Origin of the sequence: Chroococcidiopsis sp. SAG 2025 (assembly GCF_032860985.1) — a bacterium.
Classification (GTDB): domain Bacteria; phylum Cyanobacteriota; class Cyanobacteriia; order Cyanobacteriales; family Chroococcidiopsidaceae; genus Chroococcidiopsis.
Genome location: NZ_JAOCNC010000008.1, coordinates 1 through 15,082 on the forward strand (window position 1 = coordinate 1; position 15,082 = coordinate 15,082).

22 protein-coding genes and 1 pseudogene are annotated in these 15,082 nt (G+C 49.4%); 8 read left to right on the top strand and 15 right to left on the bottom strand.

Features of this window, described 5'->3' with window-relative positions; all coding sequences use genetic code 11:
- Window positions 1-266: 266 nt before the first annotated feature.
- Window positions 267-602: a hypothetical protein gene (locus N4J56_RS39675; RefSeq protein ID WP_317112512.1), complete on the top strand. Its 336-nt coding sequence runs from the start codon at window positions 267-269 to the stop codon at window positions 600-602.
- On the opposite strand, the gene N4J56_RS39680 is transcribed toward N4J56_RS39675, so the two are convergent.
- From N4J56_RS39680 to N4J56_RS39700, 5 genes are all read right to left on the bottom strand, one after another.
- Complete coding sequence (locus tag N4J56_RS39680) at window positions 559-1,290, bottom strand: DNA-primase RepB domain-containing protein (protein ID WP_410500859.1); 732 nt, start codon at window positions 1,288-1,290, stop codon at window positions 559-561. The two genes, N4J56_RS39675 and N4J56_RS39680, sit on opposite strands and share 44 nt — an antisense overlap.
- Window positions 1,223-1,483, bottom strand: coding sequence for a hypothetical protein (locus tag N4J56_RS39685; RefSeq protein ID WP_317112540.1), 261 nt, complete (start codon window positions 1,481-1,483; stop codon window positions 1,223-1,225). Before N4J56_RS39685 ends, N4J56_RS39680 begins: the two co-directional genes overlap by 68 nt.
- Window positions 1,484-1,799: 316 nt before the next feature.
- Window positions 1,800-2,960: a replication protein RepA gene (locus N4J56_RS39690; protein WP_317112514.1), complete on the bottom strand. Its 1,161-nt coding sequence runs from the start codon at window positions 2,958-2,960 to the stop codon at window positions 1,800-1,802.
- Window positions 2,957-4,141: a MobQ family relaxase gene (gene mobQ, locus N4J56_RS39695; RefSeq protein ID WP_317112536.1), complete on the bottom strand. Its 1,185-nt coding sequence runs from the start codon at window positions 4,139-4,141 to the stop codon at window positions 2,957-2,959. The genes N4J56_RS39690 and mobQ overlap by 4 nt, the downstream gene beginning before the upstream one ends.
- Entirely contained in the window at window positions 4,026-4,373 is a 348-nt protein-coding gene (locus N4J56_RS39700; RefSeq protein WP_317112515.1) for a hypothetical protein, read from the bottom strand. The genes mobQ and N4J56_RS39700 overlap by 116 nt, the downstream gene beginning before the upstream one ends.
- On the opposite strand from N4J56_RS39700, the gene N4J56_RS39705 reads away from it, so the two are divergent.
- Window positions 4,360-4,752 carry a hypothetical protein gene (locus N4J56_RS39705; RefSeq protein ID WP_317112516.1) on the top strand — a complete coding sequence of 131 codons (393 nt, stop codon included), beginning with the start codon at window positions 4,360-4,362 and terminating at the stop codon, window positions 4,750-4,752. The genes N4J56_RS39700 and N4J56_RS39705 overlap by 14 nt on opposite strands.
- 78 nt (window positions 4,753-4,830) lie before the next feature.
- Here N4J56_RS39705 and N4J56_RS39710 read toward each other — a convergent pair whose 3' ends face one another.
- Both N4J56_RS39710 and N4J56_RS39715 read right to left on the bottom strand, forming a co-directional pair.
- A complete protein-coding gene (locus tag N4J56_RS39710) occupies window positions 4,831-5,124 on the bottom strand; it encodes a BrnA antitoxin family protein (protein WP_317112518.1) in 294 nt (97 codons plus the stop codon).
- Window positions 5,121-5,384 carry a BrnT family toxin gene (locus tag N4J56_RS39715; protein ID WP_317112520.1) on the bottom strand — a complete coding sequence of 88 codons (264 nt, stop codon included), beginning with the start codon at window positions 5,382-5,384 and terminating at the stop codon, window positions 5,121-5,123. The genes N4J56_RS39710 and N4J56_RS39715 overlap by 4 nt, the downstream gene beginning before the upstream one ends.
- Before the next feature lie 162 nt (window positions 5,385-5,546).
- On the opposite strand from N4J56_RS39715, the gene N4J56_RS39720 reads away from it, so the two are divergent.
- Together N4J56_RS39720 and N4J56_RS39725 are read left to right on the top strand one after the other, a co-directional pair.
- Complete coding sequence (locus N4J56_RS39720; protein ID WP_317112522.1) at window positions 5,547-5,960, top strand: hypothetical protein; 414 nt, start codon at window positions 5,547-5,549, stop codon at window positions 5,958-5,960.
- 146 nt (window positions 5,961-6,106) lie between these two features.
- Window positions 6,107-7,348: a hypothetical protein gene (locus N4J56_RS39725; RefSeq protein ID WP_317112524.1), complete on the top strand. Its 1,242-nt coding sequence runs from the start codon at window positions 6,107-6,109 to the stop codon at window positions 7,346-7,348.
- Between the two features lie 56 nt (window positions 7,349-7,404).
- On the opposite strand, the gene N4J56_RS39730 is transcribed toward N4J56_RS39725, so the two are convergent.
- From N4J56_RS39730 to N4J56_RS39740, 3 genes are all read right to left on the bottom strand, one after another.
- Entirely contained in the window at window positions 7,405-7,755 is a 351-nt protein-coding gene (locus N4J56_RS39730; RefSeq protein ID WP_317112526.1) for a hypothetical protein, read from the bottom strand.
- Window positions 7,756-7,879: 124 nt separating this feature from the next.
- Window positions 7,880-8,029 carry a hypothetical protein gene (locus N4J56_RS39735; RefSeq protein WP_317106469.1) on the bottom strand — a complete coding sequence of 50 codons (150 nt, stop codon included), beginning with the start codon at window positions 8,027-8,029 and terminating at the stop codon, window positions 7,880-7,882.
- Between the two features lie 46 nt (window positions 8,030-8,075).
- Window positions 8,076-8,549, bottom strand: a complete 474-nt coding sequence (locus N4J56_RS39740) for a transposase (protein WP_317106468.1) — start codon at window positions 8,547-8,549, stop codon at window positions 8,076-8,078.
- Between the two features lie 657 nt (window positions 8,550-9,206).
- On the opposite strand from N4J56_RS39740, the pseudogene parA reads away from it, so the two are divergent.
- A pseudogene (gene parA / locus N4J56_RS39750) lies at window positions 9,207-9,851 on the top strand (ParA family partition ATPase).
- A complete protein-coding gene (locus tag N4J56_RS39755; protein ID WP_317112528.1) occupies window positions 9,835-10,050 on the top strand; it encodes a hypothetical protein in 216 nt (71 codons plus the stop codon). The pseudogene parA and the gene N4J56_RS39755 overlap by 17 nt, the downstream one beginning before the upstream one ends.
- A gap of 76 nt (window positions 10,051-10,126) precedes the next feature.
- Here the strand turns inward: N4J56_RS39755 and vapC are convergent, their stop codons facing one another.
- The 5 genes from vapC to N4J56_RS39780 all read right to left on the bottom strand — a co-directional run bounded on the left by vapC (window position 10,127) and on the right by N4J56_RS39780 (window position 13,671).
- Window positions 10,127-10,531: a type II toxin-antitoxin system tRNA(fMet)-specific endonuclease VapC gene (gene vapC / locus N4J56_RS39760; protein ID WP_317112529.1), complete on the bottom strand. Its 405-nt coding sequence runs from the start codon at window positions 10,529-10,531 to the stop codon at window positions 10,127-10,129.
- On the bottom strand, window positions 10,528-10,767 hold the full coding sequence (locus tag N4J56_RS39765) for a hypothetical protein (RefSeq protein WP_317112530.1): 240 nt from the start codon (window positions 10,765-10,767) through the stop codon (window positions 10,528-10,530). Before N4J56_RS39765 ends, vapC begins: the two co-directional genes overlap by 4 nt.
- Before the next feature lie 415 nt (window positions 10,768-11,182).
- Window positions 11,183-11,560 (bottom strand): hypothetical protein, encoded by a 378-nt coding sequence (locus tag N4J56_RS39770; protein ID WP_317112531.1) that lies wholly within the window; start codon window positions 11,558-11,560, stop codon window positions 11,183-11,185.
- A 305-nt stretch (window positions 11,561-11,865) separates the two neighbouring features.
- Window positions 11,866-12,591 carry a Crp/Fnr family transcriptional regulator gene (locus N4J56_RS39775; protein ID WP_317112532.1) on the bottom strand — a complete coding sequence of 242 codons (726 nt, stop codon included), beginning with the start codon at window positions 12,589-12,591 and terminating at the stop codon, window positions 11,866-11,868.
- A gap of 417 nt (window positions 12,592-13,008) precedes the next feature.
- Window positions 13,009-13,671 (bottom strand): tyrosine-type recombinase/integrase, encoded by a 663-nt coding sequence (locus N4J56_RS39780; protein WP_317112533.1) that lies wholly within the window; start codon window positions 13,669-13,671, stop codon window positions 13,009-13,011.
- A gap of 67 nt (window positions 13,672-13,738) precedes the next feature.
- Between N4J56_RS39780 and N4J56_RS39785 the strand changes: the two genes are divergently transcribed.
- Complete coding sequence (locus N4J56_RS39785) at window positions 13,739-14,296, top strand: helix-turn-helix domain-containing protein (protein ID WP_317105833.1); 558 nt, start codon at window positions 13,739-13,741, stop codon at window positions 14,294-14,296.
- A 41-nt stretch (window positions 14,297-14,337) separates the two neighbouring features.
- Window positions 14,338-15,072 (top strand): transposase, encoded by a 735-nt coding sequence (locus tag N4J56_RS39790; RefSeq protein WP_317105834.1) that lies wholly within the window; start codon window positions 14,338-14,340, stop codon window positions 15,070-15,072.
- The last annotated feature ends 10 nt before the right edge of the window (window positions 15,073-15,082 follow it).

Here is a 15,082-nt window from a genome sequence, read left to right on the forward strand (position 1 = left end):
CTTGCAATTAAATAAACTTTTAACCGCCAGTTTACACGCTGTTGTCCCTGCAATGCTAGATGTGGCGCAGAGTTCGTCGGCACGAAGATATCCCCAGCCGGAGCCAAACCGCTTTTGAATCCGAGCGGCAGTCAAGGACGTTTAAAGATAAGAAATGGCAACCGGAGTCGAGTTTGCAAAGAATCACGTCGAAAATTACTCCAAGTGAAAATCGCGCTCCTCTCGGATGATATTTTGTGGTTGTCGCGTTTCGGCTCAGCTCCGTAATGAAGAAGATTGGCTATGTAATTCTGACGATTGTGACGGCAATATTTTTAATTATTGGTTCTGCACGGAAAGCTCCCGCACAACAGGCTCCAACCTCTAGCATTCAAGGTTTTACCTGGAGCGATCTCAACAACGACGGCATTCAAAGCGCGAACGAACCGCCCTCTATAAATGCAAGTATTTTTCTCGATCTGAATAACAATGGTGTCGCAGATGTTGGCGACACGAAACGTCACGGCTGGTTCGTACCGCTTCGTTCCATCTGGCGTGCAACGGCTGTGCCGGATAATTTCAACGCTCTTGTGACTGCCCGAAACGCTGGAACACGGCTGTAATGGTTCGTTGCAGGTAGTCATCGAGATGACCATTCTTACGCTGCGCTAAGCGGGGACTAGTCTGTTCAAGGGTTGCCCTGATTTGGCTGGCATCTAGCCCCATTTGCAGCAAGTCGGATGCCACCATGTAGTCGGCTCGGCTCTCATCGAAATCCGCCCCATACTGCTGCGCGAGGTTAAGATACTGCGCCATAGCGTATTTGATCGGGTCTATATCGCGTTTTAAGGGGCGTGAAAGCTGGTCTATAGGGGAAGATGGTAGGGATGTAGCTCGGTGGTGGCTTCGTCGCTCTGCGAGCCTCCTAGAGGCTTCTGCAAGGATGTCTGTTGCCTGGGGTGCATCCTTGCCGTTACATCGCTCCGCTAGGACGTAGGGGCAGCGGTATTCCGGCTTGCGGTTGGTGAATCCCGCCAATCGCCCATAGTGCCGCCAGTCAGCTGAATTTGTATCACCCCCGTACCGCTCCGCCAAAAGCTTCGCTGCCTGCGTCGCTAGATCTGGGTCGAGGTCGCCGCGCTGCACCCTCACCCACGCCTGGTAGTTCTGGGGGCTGGTCTGGATGATAGCGGCGGGGTTGCAGCCTTCCTCGTCCATCCGCTGCAACGTCCCCAGCCCCACATCATCCACCAGCAACAGCCCTTCGCTCCGGCTGGGGCGGATGTAGATGTCGTTGCCCCTGGCGTTCATGCTCTTGAGGAAACCGAGGGACTGCAACACCTGCCCGCCGTCCCATTGGCGATGCATGATTTTGCCCTGCGCCGCATCCCTGATGCCAACCTCGTAGCCGTCGCAGCTCATGCCTTGAAGCTGCCGCCGCGCCGCCAGGAAAGTTTTGTCCAAACCCCAGTTCCTCCTGCTCACCGACTGGCTTGAGATCCAATCATGCCACCAACAGATAAACTTCCGGTTTGCGCGAAGCGCCTTTATCGCCTCCTCAGAGAGGGGGGGGGTGTGTGGTTTGCGCCTGTTGACACTGGCGGAGTGAGTTTTCCACAGACACCTCACGCCTACTACAGGTGTCACTTATACAGGTGTATATATATGTAGCTCTACCGTTTCATCACCTTTTTTTCTACCGTTTCATCACCGAAAGTTCTGTAACTGTTGAAAAATATAGGAAAAAAAATTCTACCGTTTCATCACTGAAAACTTTGTTAAACCCCAGCCTTTTCCACAGAGTCAAAGGTAAGGTAGCATTACGGACGCTTCTGGATTTTTTTTCTGACAAAGCCCAGAAAAGCCCTGTCGAGGCTGGCAGGTCTGCCCTTCCCCTTCATGTAGGCACAAAACTGACGTTCTACTTCGCGGATATCCCAGCCTGTGCCAGCATCCGATACAAGCTGCCTAGCTTTCTCGTAAATTTTGGCGCTGATGAGATCATCGTTGTGTTGTTCATCCAGCAAGCTTCCTTGCAATGGCAAGGTTTTAGCTTTTATTTCTGGCAGCGCTCGTTTTGTTTTTGATAATGATTTCGGCAATACAGCGGTTGTGCTTGGTAAGATTTTTATCCCACCCTTAACAAACTCTATACACAAATCCTGATAAACAACTTTTATTTTTTTGAATGCTGCTTTTGCTTTTGTTTGAAAATTACGAATTTCATTGTAATCCGCGCCAAATTGCTCATGAAGCAGTTTCCAAGAAACAGAGCGGTCTCTGCCTTCTTTATTAATACAAAACACAGTATAGGTTGCCCAAGAATAAAGATCTAGAGCTAAAGGAGATTTTTTTAAAGCTTGAAGCGCTCTTAAATCAATTGGCACAGGAGCAGCAACAATTGCCTGATAAAATTTCTCTCCTAGCTCGATCCAGCTATCAAATAAGCAATCTTGACCTGGATTCTTCTCATCCCACCATAAAAATCCTTCTGGTGCTATTTGCATATCAAGCCAGCCATTAGATTTCTCTATAGAGTAATCAAAGCTGATAGTTGCTCTAAAAAGCTTTTCCATTTGCTCTTTTAAACGTCTAGCATCACTACGTTTTGCACCTGTCCCGCCGTTATCTGGATTAAGTGCTATTTCGTGCATGAAGTCAGTTAAACTTTTCCCCAACTCTAAACGACGGCTTTGAGTTTTAATTGCTTCCGTCGTAAGCCAGAACAGCAGTAGACGTGGAATGCTGCCGTAGGGATAACCTATGGATTTTTGCTTCTTATGATCCCAGCCAGGTCTCACAGTTAAAGTTAGATTACCATTTGTCCTGCTCCATGCCGGAACGTCGCCAGGGTCGCTATGAGGCAAGGTTGCCTGGACGAGCTGCCGCGCCATCCATGCCGTTTCCTCGGAGGTGGGGCGATCGGCGAATATCTCCGCTCCGGCTTCAAGGATTTTCTGCTGCTGTCTGGTGAGATTCATAGGGTTTTTGGTAGCTGGATATCTGTTTTGTGACACGCCGCCCCTTCCTTTAGAACGGGGGAAGCCGAGATACGTGCAAGTGCGATTCGTTCTGGCTTTCTTTCCTGATTCGGGTACTCGTGTGGGGCGGGTGATAGGGGCGGCTGCGCTTCCCATTTAGCAGCAAGCCGCCCCTTCTCCCGCTCGGCATCCAACGCCGCAAGGGATTCTTTCAGCTTGGCGAGTTGTTGGTCTGGGGTTGCGCCCTGTGCCTGGTCGGGTTGTTGACCGTCGGCACGGGGCTTACCTCGTTCCCGGTCGCGCTGCTGGTCGAGCAACTGCTTGAGACGTTGCTTTTCTTCTTCGGCTTGGCTCTCTTGCGCTGGGGCTTGCTGTGCCGCAGCCTGCTGGCTGACGCGGCGGTATTCTTCCCATTGCTGCTTTCTTCTTATCTTCGCTTCCAGGGCTGCCTGTTCCTGCTCCAGCTTGCGCCTTTCCTCCAGCAGCACGTTGAGGGTATCGATCTGGCGATTCTCTTCCCCCAGCTCGGTAGCAATGCCGCGTTTCTCCTGGTTGCTGGCATACCAGCCCAGGTGAATTTTTGGCACGCGCTCAATGCCCTTCGCCTCCCAGCTCCGGTGGTCAACCTGCTGCGGAATTCTGGCTTCTGCCAGTGCCTGGTTGACGTGGTGCGACCAGGCGGCACGCTGCTCCTGAAGCAGCTCTTTTTTGTTCCAGGCGCGAGCGGATTTCTTTTCATCCTTGAAACCGTTTGCGTCTACCTGCCGCATCGTCAGCATGATGTGGGCGTGGGGGTTATTGCTGTCGAGGTCGTGCAGGCAGACATCGGCAATCATGCCGCGCTTGACGAACTCTTTTTCGGCGAAGCCGTGCGCCAATTTGATGTTGTCATCCCGCGATAGCTCCTTGGGCAGAGCGACGACAAATTCGCGGGCGAGCTGGCTGTTGATGCGCGTCTCTCGCTGCTCTACTTCCGACCAGAGTTTTTGGCGGTCTTTCATCCAGGCAGGGGCATGGTCGGGCGTGAGAATTTCAGCGTGTGACAACCCGTCTCTTTTGCGGTAGTCATGGGTCTGTCCGGTGCGGTCGTCGTGCAGTTTTTCTCTGGCGCGATACGCGGCGGCGGCAACGGCACTTCTGCCGCTGCTGCGGGTGATAATCTGAACGTTGCAGTGGTAGATCGCCATGCGGGTTTTCGGGGGTGCAGGGGGAACGCCTGCCGCACCACAAACCGATAGGTTTGTATAGTGTGCGCTTTACTAGCGTAAAGATAGCAGAAAATTGGTTAATTTGTTCGGCGATTTCCCAGCCTGCCGTTTTCAAAATATCGGTTTGTGGTGTAGCGGCGATGCATGTATGAAATGGATGAATCGTACACTTTGCTACAGGTGTCTGAAGGGTGTCCAAATTCAATATTTCTCAGGCAGCAAAGGTGACTGGTAAGGCACGTAGTACGATACAGGCACATCTAAAAAATGGTAAGTTCTCTGCGGAATATGACGCTGTAGGAAACTGTCTGATTGATGCAGCGGAACTACACCGAGTGTATGGAGTGTTGAGGGTGGATAAAACAGCAGGTGTAGTGAAAAAGGTGTCTGAAATCGGACAGGCTGCTACACCTCATGACACCGATGCCATGCAACAGCGCATTCAGTTTTTGGAAGAGAAAGTTGGTTTTTTTGAGCGGCAGCTCCAGCACGAGCGCGAGGAAAAAAATCGGCTGCTGTCGCTGGTAGAAAATCAGACAAGGCAGCTTACCGACCAGCGCAAAAAACGCTGGTGGTTTCGCTAAAGCCAAGGTGCGTGCGGGTAGATACCTAGTACATGACAGGCTGGGGAATTGTTTAGATGGGATGAGTAGTTTTTGTAGTTATGAATTTAGAGCATCCTGGTGCGGCAGCGTCATTTTCAGCAACGCTTCATTGATGACTGTTTGATAGCCTACACCGCGTTCCGCTGCCTCCTCTTTTGCCCATTCGATTACCTTGGGATGCAGCCGGATGGAGACGGGTTCGTAGCGTTCGCTCTCGTCCTTGGCTGGTCTTCCTCGTTTCGGCGGCTCGATATCAAACTGTTCCTTAACCGCTTTCTCGGCGGCAGCAACTTTTTGTGGTGTGATGCGCCGTGCTGACGCAAAAGGAAATTCAGTAATTTTCTTCTTCATAACGCCTGCGCTCGTTTAGGGTTGCTTTCCTGGCGCTGATGATACGGATGCTCTTGCCTTTTTTCGGCGTAGACCACAACCAGCACCCGCTGCTGATGCGATGTACCGATAATCCATTCCCTTTCTTCCTCCAGAAAATGGTCAGGGTCTGGCGCAATCAGGGCAAACGGGTCAGTCCATACGGTTGCAGCTTCCTCGAAACTGACCTTGTGCTTGGTTGCGTTTGTGCGTGCCTTCTTGTCATCCCATTCAAAGCGCATTTTCAGTATATACAAAAATTTTGCGCTGATGTAAAGGGTTTCGCTTGTAGCGGACAGTTTTACTAATCATCTTCACGTAATACGCATTAACAGAAATATCGGTTTATACGCATATCAACCATCCGATGTTAATATCGAATAATACGCATTAACCGAACAGTCATGTCACGTCGGATGCATCGCAATTCCCTTGCCAACCTCAACCCCCGCAACCGCGACCAAGGCAAGGTACGCCTCAACACCACCCTAAAGCCAGAAACCATTGCTTGGTTGCAGGCTGGCGGCAACGCCAGCGGCAGGATTGAAGAACTGGTGGCGCTGGCTAAATCAGAAAATACGCATAAACAGGAAATTTCTGATAGCGCGCACGAACAGAAAAAATCAGATGATACGCATGAACGGAAAGCGTTAGAAAACAGATTGTGCCATGCTGAAGAGAAATTGAGCGTCATTGCAGACATCGTACGGCGCTGGGAGAAAGAGGTAGGAAACCGTAAAGCCTCTAGCCCCCGCTGGGAGAATGTCGTCAGGCTGCTTAGTGAGTTGCGTACCGACTTGCAAAACGCAAAACTATGATTGGCAAGAGTCAAAACGACAAGCATTTACAGATTATTACCTGCGAGGGATGACCTTCTTGCAAACAGCGAAAAACGGTAGCAACCGCTACAAAAATAGTATGTATGAAATGCTACGGTGCAGACGTTGTACTCCACTAATAACTTGTGTTTCTGCGTCGCCGTGCCTGGTGGTTTGTCGTCCTTGTTATAAGCGCCATAGCATTAATTGCTCAGCAAGTATTTTTTCAGGCTGAGCTAGGGCGAACTGCGCCCAATTTTAAAAATCCTCCCTATCCTCCTACATACCCAGCAGAGTTCAAGTGGTATGGGAACGGTGTCAACATCGACACTAATGCAGTGACGGCGTGCAACAAGATTGGAGCATCAACGGACATCAAACGCACCCTGATCGGCATGGAGCCTGGATACGGCTATGACAATGAAGTACTTCGGTATCAATGTCTCTTTGACCCACCGATGCGACTTGGTGCAGTTTCTACCGTCAGTATCGAGTGTCCGTGGGCAGTAGGTCTTGGCAGCTACTGGTATACAGGTGGTACACATGGAGTTTGTGTTTTAAATAAGCCTGCCCCTAATAGTCAACTATTTTCACAAGACACGAAGGATGCACTTCATAAAGTATCTTCCGATCTTAGAAGAGTAGCATTTGGCGGAAAGATTGCTAAGTATATTTGTCTTGTATTGGCTGTTCCTCCTACTCCTGCTACCCTAGCATGTGCAACTTTTTATGTAGGTTTCAGCGCAGTGACTAAGCGTGCATCACATGCATTGAATCGACTCGCACTTGACCCACCTGATCCTAATTACACCGTTATTCAGCAACCTGTATTTCCTAATTTACCCGATTTGCAAGCTCAACCTGGACTAACGCAGGCAGCAGCTGATGCTTTCAATTCTTATATGAAAAACCAGTTTCAAGTTATTGGGTTTGCAGATGCAGCATATATTTCTTACAATCGTGCATCTGGAGCCATTAATGCAAATGACGCTACCTGGAAGAAAAATCAATTAGAAGCGGCAAATCAATACATGCAAGAATTAGCTAATCTTTTAGACGCACAACCGACGTGGCTGACTACCTTAGTAAACGTCCTTCAAAGAGACGGTTTCCCAACCATAACAGTAAGCTTGGATGATGCGCGTAATTTCCAATCGAGCGTTGTATCGAATGGTTTGCCTAGTGACTTAATCCAAACGCTACAGCAACTTGGCGCAGATAGCGAGGCTATTGAAGAGATACGTTTATTTACAATTGCGCAAGATCCAAATTCTGCTCAAGGCAACTACCCTCAAAAGTTGATAGACCAGCCACTATTTGATTCACTGAAAGATACAGCTCAAAAGATAAGGAATTCCGCATCGCCAGTATTAAGCGGTTTACTTTAGTCAGCTTATAACATTTAACAATTACCATGTATGCTATTTGGCATCGATTGAGCTTTTTAAATAATTATTAATTCACTAATAACTGAAAAAGCACTAATAATTATAAAAGCATACCCATATATTTTCATTTTATAATCATGATTTTTTGCCAAATAAACTAATCCAACTCCCCACGACAAAATGGTTAAATCAAAAAATAAATCCGTTAAGTTATAATTTATACGATTATCAATTGAAGAAGATTTATAATGAGTGGATACTAATGAGGTATCCACTCCTGAATCCTCTAATAAAATTAGAAATAAAAGCAAAAAAAGTGTTATTAATGCGATCCATCGAAGAGATTTTTTTGATCTATTTTTCATAGAATAATTTTTTAAATTAACTAGTTTTTCTTCAAAAGTCAATCAATTTTACAAAAATTGTAGGGCTGTCAGAATTTCAACGCAAATTTTGGCGGGTTTTACGTCTCAAAATTGCACCTCAAAACTATTTCTTAGCCCTCTTGCAAAAAGCGGCAAAAGGGTTAACTCAGATCTTGCAGCATTCTCGATAAGCAAGAATGGGTAAAGGTTTGAGGATAATTTCAAAATCGAATTGTGCAGCAATGTCAGCATTGACTCGGATGAACCGCAGCAATTGTAACCACAGAACCGAGGGAAACAGTACAGTTAATGCCAAATCACTGGCAGCTTTCCAATCCAGGACAGGAGGTAGTGACCATTGGTCAATCCAATGCGCCAATAGATAGGCAATTAGCGCTCTTGATGAGCCAGCGATAGACACCAAGTTTCGTAGTTTGCCCAAAGCGATGCAGCCCAAAACGATGTTTGCTCGTTTTGAAAAAGCCCTCAATGCAAGAGCGCTTACGTCCTAGCCGCACCAGATAAATGCCAGAGTAAGGATGGGTAGAAACGACAAAGCGCAGTTCTCGCTTGCCTTCGGCTCGTTTGAGCCAGAACCAGGACACCGTCAGTGGCTGTGTGTCTCCCGCTAAATACACCTGTTGTCCACGGTTGGCATGGCGATACAGTTGCTTTAGATGACGACCGTCCTGCATTTTGCGATTGCAGCGCATCCCCACGACTGCTCGCCACGACTGCTTTCGCACTGCTTTGAGAAACTCTACGGTGCCAAACTCCGTATCTGCCTGTACAATGACCACCCTGCCCTGACTCAACTGGGTTGGAACCGTTGCCAACAACTTGCAGGCTAATTGTACTGGGCGCTTGATAGCCTTTGCCCCGCCAGACCCGAAAGCTCCAAGGCACTCGCCACTCACCCACCACCAGGTACAATACTACTAAATGTAATCCCCGCTTACCGTTAAGTATTCTCACCCAGGGGTCAGGTGCCTTGGGGTCATTCGTCGGCGTACTCAACTGCAAAAACTTGCCGCACTTTTCGAATGTCGTTAGATCGATCAACACTCGCAAAGGAGTGCTTGGATGAGGGGGATGAGCGGTCACTTGCTGCAACACCATTTGACGAGTCGTGCGAATCACGCTACGAGTAGACCAATTGTAGTGATTCAAAAATCGACTCAATGAAGAAGCGGATTTCACCTGGGTGTGCTGGGGTAAAGGATATCCTTGAGCTTCAAGAAACAGCCCGAACAGGGCGTTTAGACTGGCTTTCTGGTATGTGCTAGGCATTAAGCAAAGAAGGCTATAGACTAGCCCTTGGGCGTATTCGACGATGGTTTCCATAATCGTCAACTCAAATTATTCCTACGCCCTTTCTTCCAGATTTTGGCTCTTTTGGCAACCCTTTATTGAGAATGGTGCAAGATCTCAGTTATCTTATACTCATTTAAAGGATTGAATTAATGAGTATTTGAGTAAATAAGTAAGACTTCATGACAAGAGTTATCGCCATCTTGAACCAGAAAGGCGGGGCGGGGAAGACAACCATTGCCACCAACCTCGCCTACTGCCTGAAGCGCGAGGGGGCTAGGGTGCTGCTGGCGGATTCCGACCCGCAGGGAAGCAGCCGCGACTGGAGCTAGGCGAACGGGGGAGACTTGCTGCCAGTGGTCGGTCTCGACCGCGAGACCCTGGCGAAGGACTTACCTGCCATAGCCGGAGGCTATGACTGGGTGGTGATTGACGGAGCGCCGCAGATTGCCAAGCTCAGCGCCGCAGCGGTCAGGGTAGCGGATATCGTCATGATTCCGGTACAGCCCAGCCCCTACGATATCTGGGCTTGTGCCGATTTGGTCGATATTATCAAGGTTCGACAGGAAGCGGGGGACGGCAAGCCGAAAGCCGCCTTCCTAATTAGCCGCGCAATTAAAGGCACCAAGCTCAGCGAAGAAATCTATCAAGCTTTGAACGATTATGGGCTGCCCGTGCTGGCTGCGCGCACGACCCAGCGGGTCGTCTATCCGACCACCGCCGCTGAAGGCAAAACCGTGTTCGATGCTGCCGACGCTGGGGCAGTTGCAGAGATCGGCGCGATTAAAACGGAAGTTCTGGAGGTGTTACATGGTACTCAAGGCTAAGACATCGCGGCGGGATAACGTGCAGAAGCAGGAGGCGCTGGAAGCTGCCGCGCAGGAGGAAACCAAGCGTCTCAATCTGGAAATTCCGGCAAGCTTGCACAAGACGATGAAAAAACGCGCCGCCGATGAGGAGCGCTCGGTCAAAGACATGGTACTTCAGGCAGTTGGTGAGTATTTGAGTAAATACTCAAATGAGTAAATGATGTTCTGTAGTTGGAAAATTTTAGCAACGCCTACTTATATATGAGTAAGTAGCAGATGAGCTGTTGCCCCAGTCAGCCAATTTCCCAATCCTCAAGCCGCAACCCTGAGACGCGGCTGAATTCGCCCGTGTTGTGCGTCACCAAGGTGAGGTCATGGGCAAGCGCGATTGCCGCGATCTGCACGTCGTTAGAACCGATGGGCGTTCCCTGGGCGGCAAGCTCGGCGCGGATTCTGCCGTAGACCGTCGCCGCTTCATCGTCGAAAGGCAGGGAGACAAACAGGCGCAAAAACTGCTGCTGTCTGGCAAGGGTGCGTTCGGGATGCTGGCTGCGCTGCGCGCCGTAGAACAGCTCCGCCTTGACGATGGAGCATATGGCGATGTCGTCGGCATCGGTCTGCTGTATCCGCTCTCGGATTGCCTCGCTGCGTCCGTTGAGATACTGCACGCAGACATTGGTATCGAGCAGATAGATCACAGACCGTTATCCCGTTCCTCGTAGATACCCTCGTCATCGATAATAATCGGGTCGTCCTGGCAGCTTCCGTAGGTCTGCTCGAAAAATCCGGCAGGATAGCCTTTTCCCTGGGAAGGGGGAGCGACGGGCTGGATCGTTACCGTCACGTCCCATTCCACTTCCTTCATCGTCACGGGAAGATCCAGATGCAGAATCCCATCTTCCCCGCTACGAGAACGCAGCCGAATCGTTTCCATACGCCTTCCTCCCTTTCCCGTTCATTCTATCCATGCGTTCTATAAATTCAATTTTCCCAGAACGTTAACGCCAGCAGGATAGCGGTTTCCAATAGCTTATCAGGTAGTTGATGAGTATTTGGCTAAATATTTAAATGAGTAAATGAGTTTTTAAAGGAATGAAGTTTTGAAGCTTTGGCAGAATAGCCCTTGCACCAACCTATGAACAGACATCCCCATCTAACGGTCATACCCCTATGACTCCTCAACGTCACCCAAGGGGCACTCTCCCTACTCTCCGACATCGCCGTCTACTAGCAAGGAGCAGTTGCCATTCTTGCCCAGGCGAACCAAAGCCCGGCACTGGTGCTACAGCTTCTTGGAGGATAGGGACTCTGAGTGCTGCTACTTTTAGATTGAAAGAGAATACTTCTTCTCATTCACCACACGTTAATTTTTGTAATTCCTTTGCCAATGTAGCCATTTCCTTATGGCAAGCATCCAGTTCCTGATGGTAAGACTCTATTTCTTGACTTGCATTACGCAGCTCTTCCTTCAAAGTTATAATTTGCTCGCGTAATATCTCTAGCTGTTCTCCATTTCTTGAAGCTTTTTCAATAGCAGAGGCGATTAAGTCTTTCAGGTGAAGTGTCTCACTAGTAAGGAGAGAAGCTTTTAACTCTTCGCTTTTCTTTTGCAGCTCATTTTTAATGGAAATCTCCTGAGCAACCAAAGCTTTTTCCATTCTCTCAGTAGTGAGCAAAGGAACCTTTAGCTCTTCACTTCTATCTTCAAGCTTCAGCTCATTTTCCACACTTCACCTAACAACAGCTTATTCTTCCTGTTACTATTAAGAATTTCACCGACCATCTGTCTTTGCTTGAGAGTGAGTTTGTTCCAACTACTACCCCAAAAGTATTCCAGATTTCTTTGCTCAGTATTATCATCGTTATATTCACGATGTATGTGTGTCGCATCCATCATGTCTACCTTTTGATTGCCCTTAACATGAACGATTGTAGAAAACTAATGCATTCCAAAAGTATAGACTCGCCTAGTCTCAAACATCTGTCTACTATCGCACAGAGGTTCCAATCTAAAAAGGCGCTCTAAAGGAATTTAACCGCATGCAATGCTCAGTAACCGGTTAAACTCGTTCTTGACAACCGAATAACACTCGCAGGAGGTTGCTTCTAAACTCTCCCGATTCTGTATCTTAATTTCACCACGGCTGTAACGAATCATTCCCGCTTGGCTAAGAGTGCCAGCAGCTACTGTAACGCCAGAACGGCGCACACCTAGCATCTCAGCGATAAATTCCTGAGTAAGCGAAAACGTATCTGACTCCATCCTGTCAGAGACCATAAGCAGCCAGCGGGCAAAGCGTTCCTCTATCGCATGATGGCTATTGCAGGCAGCCGTTTGTGTAATCTGAGTGAACAACCCTTGCGTGTAGCGCAAGAGCAGACTTTGCAGTGGACCACCCCGGTCGAACTCGGCTTTGAACTGACTCGCCTTCATCCTCATAGCACCATCTGCCACTTGCACAATCGAGTTTGTAGTCGTGGTCTCGCTACCCAGAATTATGGGCAGACCCACCATGCCCTCTTTGCCTACCAAACCGACTTCACTTGTCGAGCCGTCTTCCAATGTATAGACTAAAGAAACAATTGCGTGATGAGGAAAATAGACATGTGTGATTGGTTCACCCGAATTGTGGAGAACTTTCTTGAGTGAAAGTTCGACGAACTCCAAATCGGCAACAAGACGTTGATACTCGGCATCAGGTAGAGCAGCGAGGAGCCGATTTTCTCTGGGCAGATTGCTTTTTTTAAACTTTGGCATTATTAGTTCTCCTTGGCTTGCCCTTGGTGGAAACGGCAACTAGTGGCACAAGGAAGAAGCTAGGAGCTAAGTCCAAAATGTCAAAAGGTGAGGTTCTGTGAACAGCTAACGTTTAGCAGTAGCGGTGCCCGGTAGCGCGCATTGCCCGTACCGCATAGCTCGATCATAGCGCAAGCGTAACGCACAATCGGAGACCGTTACGGCAAGCGCCACACCAGAGGTTTCAAAAAACGGAGTGTCTAGTTTTGCTAGAAGCCGTTTTTTGGCTTGCGCTGAGAAGAGAGACAGCCAGCTTGCCAAGCCGATGAACACCCGACCGCACCAAGAACGCGACTAGGCAATCAGCACACATCCCTACTCAACTCCAGGCAGCCACCAACCGCGCGCTGAATCAACAGCATGAAGGAGTTTTGAGGCTTAGTCCCATAACCCATCAAAGCGACCGGGGGCGAGTTCGGTATAGCGTACGGTGTGCTGGATGTTCTGGTGTCCGAGATAATCTTGAATGGTGCGGGTGTCCGTGCCTTTGGCGGCAAGGGCGTAGCCGCAGGCATGGCGCAGCATGTGGGGATGGATCGGAAAGTCGAACTTCGCCACTTCTCCGGCGCGCTTGACGATTTTCCGCACCGTATCGTCATTGAGCGGCGTTCCCCGTTCGCTCATGAAGATCCAGGGCTGCCCTTTGGAAGCGCGCTTCAGAGCGCGCAGCAGCCGCAGCTCCCGCCCGTCAATCGGTTGGTTGGAATGCCGTCCGTTCTTGCGCCGCTTGACGTACAGGTGCGCGGTGTCCCAATCGATGTTCGACCAGCGCAGATCTACGGCTTCGGACACCCGCAGCCCGTGCCGCCACAGCAGCAGAATCAGCAGGCTGTCGCGCGCCTGGTATCTGCCGACGGATTTGGCAGCGTCGATCAGTCGCTCCACCTCGTCGGGGCGCAGGTATTCGCGGGGGCGGACATCGGCGTTTTTCGGCTTGCGAAGCAAGGGACGTTTCGGACTTTCGGGAAAACAGTTGTTGACGACCAGCTTTAGCACGGGGCGTTTGCCGCCGCTACCCTTGCGTCGGTACATATGGGTCATTTGGTATGAGTGTTGCCATAAAAAGGATGGTCAATTAAAGTGAAGATACATAGTTTTTCAGGTTGTGATGACACGGCAAAAAAAAGCACCTTTGCGACCGTTAAGTGATGAAGAACAAACCGACTTGAAAAAACTGAGCCGTTCTCAATCCCAATCATCTGCTAGTGTCATGCGGGCCAAAGCGATTCTAGCCGTGGCTCTTGGGGCTGATTACACGAGTGCAGCGCAGTTAGTAGGATTACGCTGTGGTGATACGGTCAGCAAGTGGGTCAGTCGCTTCAATGTTGAAGGCTTAGCTGCCTTACAGCCTCGACATGGCGGTGGGGCAGTAGTGCAATACAGCGAACCAGAAAAACAACGCATCCTGTCCGAATTTCAGCGTCAACCAGAGCGGCAGAAAGAGGGCACGGCAACCTGGTCAGTAGCTACACTTCAACGGGCTTTGCGTCAGGCTCCTGATGGCTTAACCCAAATCAGTACTTATACAATTTGGCAGGTACTCAAAGAGGCGGGCTATAGCTGGCAAAAGAGCCGCAGTTGGTTAAAAACTGGACAGGTGAAGCGCATACGCAAAGGCAAGCTAGTAGTAGTAACTGACCCAGATACCGTGGCAAAAAAAAACTGATAGAACGCGCTTACACTCAGGGACAGAAGCTAGGCTTGAGTGTGTGGTGCGAAGACGAGGCGGGACCATTTGGCACTGCTCCTTACCCTGGTAGCAATTGGCAGCCAGTAGGTAAACCGACACGGCAAGAACATGAATATATCCGTAATGGCACAGCCAAGCTGTTAACGCTATTCCATCCCGCTACTGGGCAAGTACGAGTTAAGGGTGTTACCAGTTGTACCAATGCTGTGTTGCACGAATGGCTCAAGCAAGAATTAGCTAGTGTTGTACAATCACTGCCAACTCCAGCTCGATTACTCAAGCCTGAAGAAAATCAACGGTTATGGAAAAGTTGGCAGCAGGGGTTGAAAGTACGCTTTACACTCCCACACGACTTACCGCCACTGCGAATGTTGCTAGTGATGGATAACTTGGTCGGACATAAAACTCCCCAGTTGGTATTGTGGCTGTGTGCTCATGGCATCATGCCGCTCTACACACCTCTTGGCGGTAGCTGGCTGAATATGGCTGAGTCGATTCAACGAATTCTCAAACGCCGAGCTCTAGAGGGGCATCATCCGCAAACAGCCTATCAAATTATTGAGTGGTTGGAAGCAACTGCTTTTGGATGGAACCAACAACCAACGCCGTTTGTCTGGGCAGGATTACGAGCGCAACGTCGAGACAGAGCGCGTCAAAGATTTCACTCTCTTGGTGGTTCTGGTGCCTGTACGCATCGTCCTCTTCGGCGGACAACTATTGCCAAAAATAATGGCAACACTCATACCAAATGACCCACTAGCG